We start from the raw sequence: 12,293 nt of genomic DNA, 5'->3' as shown, positions 1-12,293 counted from the left end.
TGCCATAAATATTAAATGCAAAAAAACATTATTAATTAAGAAATAGCCAATTAATAACAAAGATGATAAGATATCCGTATATTTCTTTCATAAATATCTAAATATTCCACAAAAATGATTCTTTTTCACTTTTTTATTAAGAAAAAGTATCATACTGAAATTATTTTTGTATTTTCGCAAAACAGAATGATATTTAAAACATATTAAAGCTTACAAGAATGAAGAAAGAAGAAGTTTTCAACAACAAAAAGGAACAGGAGCCTTACCAGCAAAGGGTGAAAAAGATTGGATTGTATGACACAATGAACGAACACGATGCTTGCGGAGTTGGAATGTTGGTAAACATTCATGGCGATAAATCGCATGACATTGTTGAGTCGGCTTTAAAAGTCTTAGAAAATATGCACCATAGAGGAGCCGAAGGAGCCGATAACAAAACCGGTGACGGAGCAGGAATCATGCTTCAAATTCCTCATGAATTTATCTTACTCCAAGGCATCCCGGTTCCAGAAAAAGGACGCTATGCCACAGGATTGCTTTTCTTACCCAAAGAGACGACAGGACAGAACGCGTTTTTAAATATCATCATTGAAGAAGTTGAGAAAGAAGGTCTAACCTTAATGCATCTTAGGCAAGTCCCCACTTGTCCGGAAATTTTAGGAGAATCGGCCTTAAACACAGAGCCGGATATCAAGCAGCTTTTCATCACAGGATTTAACGATCCGGAGAGTGCTGAAAGGACACTTTACCTCATTCGTAAACGGATAGAGAACAGAGTGAGGATCTCTGATTTGCCTCAAAAAGAAGATTTCTATCTCGTATCATTGTCCACAAAAAATATTATATATAAAGGAATGCTTTCGTCGCTACAACTTCGAAATTATTTTCCCGATTTAACCAATACTTACTTTACAAGTGGATTAGCTTTAGTACACTCACGGTTCAGCACCAATACGTTCCCAACCTGGGGATTGGCGCAACCTTTCCGCTTACTCGCACATAATGGTGAGATCAATACCATTCGTGGAAATCGCGGATGGATGGAAGCTCGTGAAAGCGTCTTATCGACCCCTGCACTTGGCGACCTTAAAGATATTCGCCCCATTATACAACCAGGCATGAGTGACAGTGCTTCACTCGATAATGTCTTAGAATTCCTGGTCATGTCCGGAATGAGCCTGCCACATGCCATGGCCATGCTTGTGCCCGAGTCTTTCAACGAGAAGAACCCCATCAGCGAAGATCTGAAAGCCTTTTATGAATACCACTCTATCTTGATGGAACCATGGGATGGTCCGGCTGCTCTATTATTCAGCGACGGTCGCTATGCCGGTGGTATGCTCGATAGAAACGGATTACGTCCGGCCCGTTACCTCATCACCAAGAACGACATGCTCATGGTCGCTTCGGAAGTCGGCGTCATGGATTTCGAACCAAGTGAAATCAAAGAGAAAGGACGTTTACAACCCGGTAAAATCATTCTGGTAGATACCGAAAAAGGAGAAATCTACTACGATGGCGAATTAAAGAAACAATTGGCCGAAGCCAAGCCCTACCGGACCTGGTTGGCCAACAACCGTATAGAGCTTAACGAAATCACAAGCGGACGTAAGGTTTCACATCAAGTGCAAAACCACGAAAGCATGTTACGCTCGTTCAGCTACACCAAAGAAGATATCGAACGCATCATCAGCCCGATGGCAGCGACCGGAGCAGAACCGATCCATTCCATGGGAAATGACACTCCTTTGGCTATTCTATCGGACAAACCGCAACTCTTATATAACTATTTCAGACAACAGTTTGCGCAAGTCACCAACCCACCGATCGACCCGATCCGTGAAGAGTTAGTCATGTCGCTCAATGAATATATCGGTGCGGTAGGCATGAACATCCTGACCCCCAACGAAAGCCATTGTAAGATGGTGAGTTTGAACCACCCCATATTGAATAACACTCAATTGGATATTCTTTGTAACATCCGCTATAAAGGATTCAACACCGTCAAACTCCCCATGCTGTTTAAGGCTTCGGAAGGCAAGACAGGACTTCAGTCCGCTTTAACGAAACTGTGCAAGATGGCCGAAGAGGCCGTTGCTCAAGGCACAAACTACATCATTCTTAGCGACCGAATGATCGATGAATCGCACGCAGCTATCCCCGCATTGTTGGCCGTTAGCGCTGTGCACCATCACCTCATATCGGTAGGAAAACGTGTACAAACGGCTTTGATCGTTGAAAGTGGTGAGATTAGAGAAGTGATGCACGCCGCTCTCCTCTTAGGATTTGGAGCCAGCGCCTTAAACCCCTATATGGCCTTTGCCATACTCGATAAGCTCGTAAGTGACAGAGAAATTCAGTTAGATTATGCCACTGCCGAGAAGAATTATATCAAAGCCATTTGCAAAGGATTATATAAGATCATGAGTAAAATGGGTATATCGACCATTCGTTCCTATCGTGGCGCTAAAATCTTTGAAGCCGTTGGTTTAAGCGAAGAACTCAGTCGTATGTATTTTGGTGGTATCGGCTCCCCTATTGGCGGAATCCGCTTAGAGGAACTGGCCAAAGATGCGATTGCCATGCATCACGAAGGATTTGGAGAGCCAGCAGACTCCCCATTACGTAGTCAAGGCGTTTACGCTTATCGAAAAGACGGAGAGCCGCATGCTTGGAATCCTGAAACCATCAGTACCCTGCAATTGGCTACCCGCTTAGGAAGCTATAAGAAATTTAAAGAGTTCACCCAGCTCGTCGACGGGAAAGAAAGACCCATCTTCTTGCGTGACTTTTTAAACTTCCGTCGTCAACCGATCAGCATCGACCAAGTAGAACCGGCCGAAAGCATCATGCGTCGATTTGTGACCGGAGCCATGTCATTCGGTTCCATCAGCAAAGAAGCTCACGAAGCTATGGCCATAGCCATGAACCACATACACGGGCGTAGCAACACCGGTGAAGGTGGAGAAGACCCCTCACGTTTCACACCTCGTGAAGACGGAACCTCTCTACGCAGTGCCATCAAGCAGGTGGCTTCCGGACGCTTTGGAGTGACAACAGAATACCTAGTCAATGCCGACGAGATACAGATTAAGATCGCCCAAGGTGCAAAACCCGGAGAAGGCGGACAGTTACCGGGATTCAAGGTAAACGACATCATTGCAAAGACCCGTCATTCCATACCGGGCATTTCCTTGATTTCCCCTCCACCCCACCACGACATCTACTCCATTGAAGATTTGGCACAGCTCATCTTCGATTTGAAGAACGTCAACCCGAAAGCTAAAATCAGCGTGAAGCTGGTGGCCGAAAGCGGTGTGGGAACGATTGCTGCCGGTGTGGCTAAAGCTAAAGCCGACTTGATCGTTATCTCCGGAGCAGAAGGAGGTACAGGTGCTTCACCGGCTTCATCGATCAGATACGCCGGTATATCACCGGAACTCGGATTGAGCGAAACGCAGCAAACCTTGGTTTTAAACAGTTTGCGCGGGCAAGTCACCTTGCAGGTGGACGGACAACTTAAAACCGGTCGCGACATCATCCTCATGGCTTTACTTGGTGCCGAGGAGTTTGGTTTTGCCACCTCTGCCCTTATCGTCTTAGGTTGTGTCATGATGCGTAAATGTCACCAGAACACTTGTCCTGTAGGTGTAGCCACTCAAAATGAAGAGTTACGCAAACGCTTCTTGGGACGCAGCGAATACCTCGTTAACTTCTTCACCTTCTTAGCCGAAGAGGTTCGCGAATACTTAGCTGAAATGGGATTCAGCAAATTAGACGACATTATCGGAAGAACCGAGTTGATCGAAACCAAACCGGTAGACGAGACCCCAAACAGCAAACATGCTTTGATTGATTTCAAGAAAGTCACCACCAAAATCGATAATGGAGCTGCCATCCGCCGTCAAATCACACAAGACCACGGTATCGAATCGGTTAAAGACGTCGAGATCATCCAAGCGGCTCAAGCAGCCATTGACGATCAGAAAGAGATCTCATTGGAATATCGCATCACCAATACCGATCGTGCGGTAGGTGCTATGCTATCGGGAGCCATCGCTACGAAATATGGAGAAAAAGGACTAGAAGAGCATACCTTAAACGTTAAGTTTAGAGGATCGGCCGGACAATCATTCGGTGCATTCTTAGTACCCGGAGTGACCTTTAAGCTTGAAGGTGAAGCCAACGACTACGTAGGAAAAGGACTTTCCGGTGGACGCATCGCCATTCTTCCTTCTCGCCGTAGCAGTTTCGAGGCAGAGAAAAATACGATTGCCGGTAACACCTTATTATATGGTGCAACTAGCGGAGAAGTCTATATCAACGGACGCGTAGGCGAACGCTTTGCCGTACGCAACTCCGGTGCCATTGCCGTTGTCGAAGGCGTAGGCGATCACTGTTGCGAATACATGACCGGCGGACGAGTGGTCGTACTCGGTGAGACCGGACGTAACTTCGCAGCCGGAATGAGTGGAGGTGTAGCTTACATCTGGAATAAAGAGAACAATTTCGATTTCTTCTGTAACATGGAGATGGTAGAGCTTTCACTCATTGAAGAGACCAGCCATCGCAAAGAACTCCACGAGCTCATTCGCCAGCACTATCTGTACACCGGCTCCAAGCTAGCGCGTACCATGCTCGACGATTGGAATCGATATGTGGACGAATTTATTCAAGTGGTACCTATCGAATATAAGAAGGTGCTTCAAGAAGAACAAATGAAGAAGCTGCAACAAAAGATAGCAGACGTTCAACGCGATTATTAATCGAAAGATTAGGGCATACAGCCAATAACACTTATTAATGGTAATTTCAAAACATCAAGAACAATGGGAGATTCAAAAGCTTTTTTAAATATACATCGCCAAGAGGCCGGATACCGGCCCGTACACGAACGCATCACCGATTTTGGTGAAGTGGAACAAACATTGAATAGCAACGACCGCAAATTACAAGCCTCACGTTGCATGGATTGTGGAGTGCCTTTTTGCCACTGGGCTTGCCCCATCGGCAACCGCCAGCCGGAATGGCAAGACGCCCTATATAAAGGAAAATGGAAAGAAGCCTACGAGATCCTATCATCCACCTGCGACTTTCCGGAATTCACCGGACGCATTTGTCCCGCACTCTGCGAGAACAGTTGCGTACTCAAGCTGTCGTGCAATGAGCCGGTCACCATTCGCGAGAATGAGGCCGCCATCGTTGAAGTCGCCTTCCGCGAAGGCTATATCACTGCGAAGACACCTCAGCGAAACGGGAAGACAGTGGCCGTGGTCGGTGCAGGACCGGCAGGTCTCGTCGTAGCCAACCAGCTCAATCAAAAAGGGTACACCGTGACCCTCTTCGACAAAGCGGAAGCCCCGGGCGGATTATTACGTTACGGCATCCCCAACTTCAAACTCAATAAAAACATTATCGACCGTCGCATGCAATTGCTAGAAGCGGAAGGAATCATATTCAAGATGAGCACCCCTGTCGACTTCGACAACCTACCTGAAGGATTCGATGCTTATTGCCTATGCACAGGAGCAGAAACGCCACGCGATCTGCCTATCCCAGGACGAGAACTGAAAGGTATTCGCTTTGCACTCGAGATGCTGAGTCAGCAAAACCGTATTCTAGACGGCATCACGTTCGCTAAAGACGAGCTCATCAATGCCAAAGGCAAGAAAGTATTGGTCATCGGCGGCGGAGACACCGGTTCCGACTGTATCGGGACGAGCGTACGCCAAGGCGCTTTAAGCGTCACCCAAATTGAGATTATGCCCAAACCGCCTGTAGGCTATAACGAAGCCACACCATGGCCTCAATGGCAAGTTGTCCTCAAAACAACCTCCTCACACGAAGAAGGATGTACCCGTCGATGGAGCCTAGCTTCCAACCGTTTCTTAGGAAAAGACGGGCACGTCACCGGCGTAGAAGTCGAAGAAGTTGACTGGATCAGCGTGACCGACGGCAGTCGCCCAACGATGAAGCCAACCGGAAAAACAGAGATAATTGAAGCTGATCTCGTTTTACTAGCCATGGGATTCTTGAAACCCGATCAGCCTCAAATGCCGTCGAATGTCTTTATCGCCGGAGATGCTTCTACCGGAGCAAGCCTCGTGGTAAAAGCGATGTTCGAAGGGCGTAAAGTCGCGCAAAAAATAGATACTTTTTTAAAGTAAAGATCTTAAAATAAAGATCTTGAAATAAAGACTTTTTCAAATCCATAAAAGAGAATAGCTATGTGTGGAATAACAGGTATACTCAACATAAAGACTCAGAACAAAGAGTTAAGAGACAAGGCGTTAAAAATGGCGCAAAAGATTCGTCATCGTGGGTCGGATTGGAGCGGCATATATGTAGGTGGTAGTGCCATTCTAGCCCACGAACGTCTTTCCATTGTCGATCCACAGAGCGGAGGTCAACCCCTCTACTCCACCCAAGGGCGACAAGTGCTGGCTGTAAATGGAGAAATTTACAATCACCGAGAGATCCGTCAACGTTATTCAAACAGCTACACCTTCAAGACCGGAAGTGATTGCGAAGTGATTCTGGCGCTCTATCAAGATAAAGGAATCGACCTTTTAGAAGAGCTGAACGGGATTTTCTCTTTTGTGCTCTACGATGAATACAAAGACGAGTTTCTGATTGCTCGTGATCCGATAGGCGTTATTCCTTTATATATCGGATACGATAGCGAAGGACGACTCTATTTCGGCAGTGAGTTAAAAGCTCTGGAGGGATTCTGCGACTCTTACGAGCCGTTCCCACCGGGACATTACTTCCACAGCAAAGAAGGCGTCATCAAACGTTGGTACACCAGAGACTGGACTTCTTATGAAGCGGTAAAAGAGAGCACGATCACGACTCAAGAGATCAAGACAGCTCTTGAGAGTGCCGTTCACCGCCAACTCATGTCCGATGTGCCATACGGTGTCCTTCTATCTGGAGGGTTAGATAGTTCCATCATCTCGGCCATTGCCAAGAAGTATGCTTCCAAACGGATTGAAAGCAACGATTCCAGTGCGGCATGGTGGCCTCAACTGCACTCGTTTGCCATCGGTCTGAAGGGAGCACCCGACTTGTCGAAAGCCCGTGAAGTGGCCGATTATATTGGTACCATTCACCACGAGATCAACTACACCATTCAAGAAGGATTGGATGCTATTCGTGATGTGATCTATTTCATCGAAACCTACGACGTCACCACCGTTCGTGCCTCTACACCGATGTATTTATTGGGGCGTGTTATTAAATCGATGGGGATCAAGATGGTCTTGAGTGGCGAAGGAGCCGATGAAATTTTTGGCGGTTATCTTTATTTCCATAAAGCACCCACCGCGGAAGCTTTCCACGAAGAAACCGTTCGTAAACTCTCTAAACTCCATCTGTACGACTGTCTACGGGCCAACAAAAGTCTTTCGGCTTGGGGCGTAGAGGGACGTGTTCCCTTCCTCGACAAAGAATTTCTTGACGTGGCCATGAGGCTCAACCCCGAACAGAAGATGTGCCCCGGAAAAGCGATAGAGAAACGGGTTCTACGTGAAGCCTTTTCAGAGATGCTTCCGGAGAGTGTGACTTGGAGACAAAAAGAACAATTTAGTGATGGCGTAGGCTATTCATGGATCGACACCTTGAAAGCCCTCACCTCAGCAGCTGTCAGCGATGAACAAATGGCGCACGCCGGTGAGCGATTCCCCATCAATACCCCTCAGAATAAAGAAGAGTATTATTATCGTTCCATCTTTGAGGAGCACTTCCCTAGTCAGAGCGCAGCGATGAGTGTGCCGAGCGTACCGAGCGTCGCTTGTTCCACTGCCGAAGCTTTAGCTTGGGATCAGGCTTTCACTAACGTCAACGATCCAAGCGGTCGTGCCGTAAAAGGGGTACATGATGAAGCGTATAGTTAAAACGCACATACGATCCGCACGTCCATCGCGCATGGTACAGGATCAATAGTACAGGATCAATAGTACAGGATCGATAGTATAGGGTCGATAGTACAAGATGCAGGATCAATAATTTATGAAGAGGATACAGACACGGTGTGAAATTGTACACTCATATCAAAATAAACATACATAAGTATTTAGATTAGTTATGTTTTGAATTTTCATTCATCGGAAAGAGGGACTTGAGATAAGCCCCTCTTTTTTATTTAGGCGTGTTTAGACAATCCTTATCGATCCCAGCTCCCCTTCATAAGATTAAATTCGTAAGGAGAGCATGGAGATCTTGATCTTTCTTCTCCTAAGATTGTTTTTTGAATAAGATCTGTCACCTGTCACAAAAGAGCAGTTAAACGATTGATTTACAAACCAGAATAAGTGTGACAGATCGGTGTGACAGATGGGTGGTAGATCAACGATCTGCCACCTTGTGAACATGTGCTTTTCAAATCATCACAAAAGCTCACCCGCCCTCCCCTCTAGGATGGTATTTTTTGCTTTCAATGCAATGCGCCAAGTTTCAAAGGTTGCTATTCTAGTTTCCCCCTTTGTGTCTTTTTTTAAATAAGGTTGACTCCTAACATGATTGATTATGAAAATTGAAGATTATTTGAAGGCCCCCACTTGGGCCCCAAAGATTCCTGAGATTTATCGCCTTCGTATGGTTGATGGTCTGTTAATTTCTGAGATTATGCAAAAAATGGAGTGCAGTCGTACGTCGATTTATCGAGCTTTAAGTATCTTTGAGTCAGACAACCCTCAAATCGCCGAAATGATGAAAAAAGAAGGCAAATCTGTAATCCCAGAAGATTACAAACGACTCTTATCAGAGATCACCAAACTAAAGAAGGAACTCGCTCAAGAGCGTCTACGTGGTGATTTCTATGCAGAGATGGTTGAATTGGGCAAAGACGTTTATGGTCTTGACTTAAAAAAAGCTGGCACCAAGTAGCCTATAGACTTCACACACGGGATGAAAAGCGTTATCGTATTCTTCCCATGTGTCGCCTACTTGGTGTAACCAAGCAAGCCTATTACAAGCATGAGAATACGCTACTCTCTACTCTTGCTCGAGAAGCCTTTGTCGTTGAGTTTATCAAAGAAATTCGAGTCAAAGATCCTGGAATTGGAGGCAGCAAACTTTGGTTGATGTATCGTACGAGGTTTGGAGAAAAGAACAGCGTGGGCTATAATCGCTTCTATGATATTATAGAACGCTATGGTTTGAAAGTCCGCAAGCGTAAGCGTCGCGTTCTTACCACAGACTCTAGGCATCATTTCCCGATTTATCCCAATCTTATCAAAGACTTCATACCGGATGCTGCTTGCCAGCTCATGGTTAGCGATATAACCTATCTGCCTCTGTGGATAAATGAGCAAGGTGAATATACCTTCTGCTATCTATCTTTGGTTACTGACTATTACAGCAAAGAAATCATCGGATATAGTGTTGGGAAAACTTTAGAGACTAAATATACGTTAGAAGCTTTAAAAATGGCTCTAAAGCATTATAGCAAAAAAGGATTTGATCATCTTGTTCATCATTCGGATCGTGGGGTACAATATGCAAGTTATGTTTATACCAACCTGTTAAAGACACACGGTATAGTTATAAGTATGACTGAAAGTGGTAATCCCAAAGATAACGCTGTGGCCGAACGCATAAATAATACCATAAAGAATGAACTGCTTAAAGGAATGGAGTTTTATACCATAAATGATTTGAAAAAAGCTTTGCATTTGGCCATAGAATTCTATAACAACGAACGCCCACATTGGAGCTTAGAAGGCATGACGCCTAAACAAGCTGCTCAATGCACAGGGGAATTAAAGAAGAAATGGACTAGTTATAGAGAAATTGCCATTAAAAGGAAGTATGCATAAAAAATAGAATAACTTTGCATGACTTCTTAATATTATCTGAGCAGAAAAGCGCAACTGCTAAATAAATGATTTACTTGACTTTTTATTATTTGATATCAGTGTAGTCAACTCATCTTATCAATAAAAAGAAAAGTAGTCAACGTGATTTATTAATAAGTTTAACTAGGGTCAACTCATCTTATCAATAAAAAAAGAAAGAGTCAACCTGAATTAAAAGTAAGTTTAATCAGAGTCAACCGACATGGTGAATAAGGCAAAAAACGGTCAACTAAAATGGTTAACTGACATTGGGAATTTATTTTCAGACGTTGAAACTTTTGTTTCGTCAGTATAAAAATAAATGTTCTACGGTATGAAACTTCTTTGTTCACTGCATGAAACTCTCTGACTTGCCGCATGAAACTGACTTTTACTGAATTGAGTAGACAGTTTTTATTCTTTCAAACTTAAAAGGTAGACTGTTTTGTTTTTCCTTGCCTGATTTCATTTACAGTTTTAATCTTTAGGATCTGAAAAGCTAGACAGCTCCTTTTCTTTTACACTGGTTTTGTTTACACAATTAGATTTCAATCTCTAAAAGTATGGACAATCCAGAGCTGGGCTTGTTGTTGGGTAAGAATGAGAGGTATTCGATGTACCTCTCGTTCTTGCTCTACTGATGGTTTAAACCGTCACTAGAGCTTGTTGTTGGGTTTGCAAATCTATAAAAATGTCAGGGTTTTCAGTTACCTTTTTCTTATAAATTTTATTCTTCCACATTTTATATTGTGATCCGGATTGTTCATGTGTGCAATTTGGCGTTTGCATACCTATGCTCATATGCGGTCTCTTTTCATTATAAAAGCGTATAAATTTACCGATAAGTTCTTCTGCTTCTTTGTCATTCTTAAAACGGTCTATTCTATAAATTAATTCTTGCTTAATGATGCCGTTCATACGCTCAGCAATAGCATTGTCGGTCGGTTTGTAATCTTCCGTCATACTAATACTGATATTTCTGCATTTAAGCTCTTCTACATAAGCATTGCAGCAGTATTGACTACCGCGGTCTGAATGATGAATCAGTCCTTTGAGATCTTCTTTCCCCGTACCTTTAATTGCTTCTTGTAAAGCACCCAATGTATGAATGGCTTTAAGTGAATTAGACAATTTCCATCCGATTATTTTATGGGAATATGCATCGGTTATCAGGTGAAGATAAAGGCATCCCACTTGGGTGTCTATGTAAGTGATATCACTCACCCACAACTGATTGGGCGCACTGGGTACAAATCCACGTATGAGATTCTTATATTTATGATAACGATGATTAGAGTTGGTCGTATGACGAGTCCTGGGCACAGGAAGCATCAACCTTTTTCTACGTAATAAATAGAGGAAGCGATCTCGACCTGGCATGTTTTCCCGACCGAAAATTGAAACTAACATAATATAAAGTTTAAGGCCACCGATACCAGGGTCTTCAGTACGCTGTTCTTTGACAGCAGAAAGAATACGTTCTTGTTGACTACATTCCTCTATATAGTTGGTTTTTAGTTGATAATAAGCCTGTCTACAATGGCCAAACAGTCTACAAGCAGTACTAACGGACAGGCCATGCTGCTTGCAAAGTGTAGTTACTGCTTGGCCCCAGATTTTTTTCTGATGGGAATGCCTACTTCTTTTTCTGCTATATCAATCAAAACATTTAAAGCACGAGTTTCTAACTGAGAGTAAGCAAGAGCTTTCTCTAAAGCTTTAATGCGCTTTTCTAAAGCTTCTTTTGAATCAATAGAGGATAAATCATCCGGTTTTTTTTCGGTCATAAGCAAGTCGGTATGTAAATTGTCCAAATATACCGAATACTCTTCAATTGGGTAACTTTTTATCCAACGATTTAATAAAGCAGTACCGCAAAGAAAATACTTCTTTACAATGAAAATTTTTGACTCACAACTGCTGTAATAATCACGAAGAATAGATAACTTTTCACTCTCTGTGTAACGACGAATTTGTTGATCTCTCATAAAACACTATTTTTTAGTTACTAATAGTGTCTACCTATATCAGTTTAAGTCAAACTCAATACGCAACGCCAAACAGACTTTCACTGACGTCTTATCCTGGAAATGGTTGACGTTTTATATTCTCTAGACGGTATTTAGTTGCCAATTTTATTGATGATCCCTAAATCAGGTTGCCTCATTCGTTTATTAAGTCTGAATCAGGTTGACCTTTTTTAGCATACGCACTAAATCGGGTTGACTGTTTCGTATGCCATCACCCTGAAATAATAGACTGTTTTGTTTTTCTTATCCTGACATCCTAGACACTTTCGAAATTTCATCTCTGAAAAGCTAGACAGTTCCTCCGTACTCCACACCCTACGATCGTATGGAAAGGAACAGGGAGACCATACCATCTGACAAAATTTCCAATAAAAATAGTTCGCCCCCCATCCCTAATAGAACGAAAAGCATTAACTTAGCCCTAAAA

7 protein-coding genes are annotated in these 12,293 nt (G+C 43.5%); 5 read left to right on the top strand and 2 right to left on the bottom strand.

The features are described 5' to 3' along the window. The first annotated feature begins 218 nt into the window (after window positions 1-218). The 5 genes from gltB (at window position 219) to AC4PG5_RS01360 (ending at window position 9,818) form a co-directional block, all read left to right on the top strand. A complete protein-coding gene (gene gltB / locus AC4PG5_RS01380; protein ID WP_492029706.1) occupies window positions 219-4,766 on the top strand; it encodes a glutamate synthase large subunit in 4,548 nt (1,515 codons plus the stop codon). Between the two features lie 63 nt (window positions 4,767-4,829). Next, window positions 4,830-6,167, top strand: a complete 1,338-nt coding sequence (locus AC4PG5_RS01375) for a glutamate synthase subunit beta (RefSeq protein WP_492029705.1) — start codon at window positions 4,830-4,832, stop codon at window positions 6,165-6,167. A 60-nt stretch (window positions 6,168-6,227) separates the two neighbouring features. Then, window positions 6,228-7,895 carry an asparagine synthase B gene (gene asnB / locus AC4PG5_RS01370; RefSeq protein WP_492029704.1) on the top strand — a complete coding sequence of 556 codons (1,668 nt, stop codon included), beginning with the start codon at window positions 6,228-6,230 and terminating at the stop codon, window positions 7,893-7,895. 631 nt (window positions 7,896-8,526) lie between these two features. Continuing rightward, window positions 8,527-8,886, top strand: a complete 360-nt coding sequence (locus AC4PG5_RS01365) for a hypothetical protein (RefSeq protein WP_492028355.1) — start codon at window positions 8,527-8,529, stop codon at window positions 8,884-8,886. A gap of 47 nt (window positions 8,887-8,933) precedes the next feature. Further along, a complete protein-coding gene (locus tag AC4PG5_RS01360; RefSeq protein WP_492028354.1) occupies window positions 8,934-9,818 on the top strand; it encodes an IS3 family transposase in 885 nt (294 codons plus the stop codon). A gap of 663 nt (window positions 9,819-10,481) precedes the next feature. Here AC4PG5_RS01360 and AC4PG5_RS01355 read toward each other — a convergent pair. Both AC4PG5_RS01355 and AC4PG5_RS01350 read right to left on the bottom strand, forming a co-directional pair. Further along, window positions 10,482-11,387 carry an IS3 family transposase gene (locus AC4PG5_RS01355; protein ID WP_492030658.1) on the bottom strand — a complete coding sequence of 302 codons (906 nt, stop codon included), beginning with the start codon at window positions 11,385-11,387 and terminating at the stop codon, window positions 10,482-10,484. A gap of 47 nt (window positions 11,388-11,434) precedes the next feature. Then, complete coding sequence (locus AC4PG5_RS01350; RefSeq protein ID WP_492029703.1) at window positions 11,435-11,824, bottom strand: transposase; 390 nt, start codon at window positions 11,822-11,824, stop codon at window positions 11,435-11,437. Window positions 11,825-12,293 lie beyond the last annotated feature (469 nt).

The organism is Bacteroides sp. QWL-09 (genome assembly GCF_058683585.1).
This window is presented reverse-complemented; position numbering and strand designations above follow the sequence as displayed.

Coding starts and splice junctions, on each gene's coding strand:
- gltB (WP_492029706.1), top strand. CDS start 219: ATGAAGAAAGAAGAAGTTTTCAACAACAAAAAGGAACAGGAGCCTTAC.
- AC4PG5_RS01375 (WP_492029705.1), top strand. CDS start 4,830: ATGGGAGATTCAAAAGCTTTTTTAAATATACATCGCCAAGAGGCCGGA.
- asnB (WP_492029704.1), top strand. CDS start 6,228: ATGTGTGGAATAACAGGTATACTCAACATAAAGACTCAGAACAAAGAG.
- AC4PG5_RS01365 (WP_492028355.1), top strand. CDS start 8,527: ATGAAAATTGAAGATTATTTGAAGGCCCCCACTTGGGCCCCAAAGATT.
- AC4PG5_RS01360 (WP_492028354.1), top strand. CDS start 8,934: ATGTGTCGCCTACTTGGTGTAACCAAGCAAGCCTATTACAAGCATGAG.
- AC4PG5_RS01350 (WP_492029703.1), bottom strand. CDS start 11,824: ATGAGAGATCAACAAATTCGTCGTTACACAGAGAGTGAAAAGTTATCT.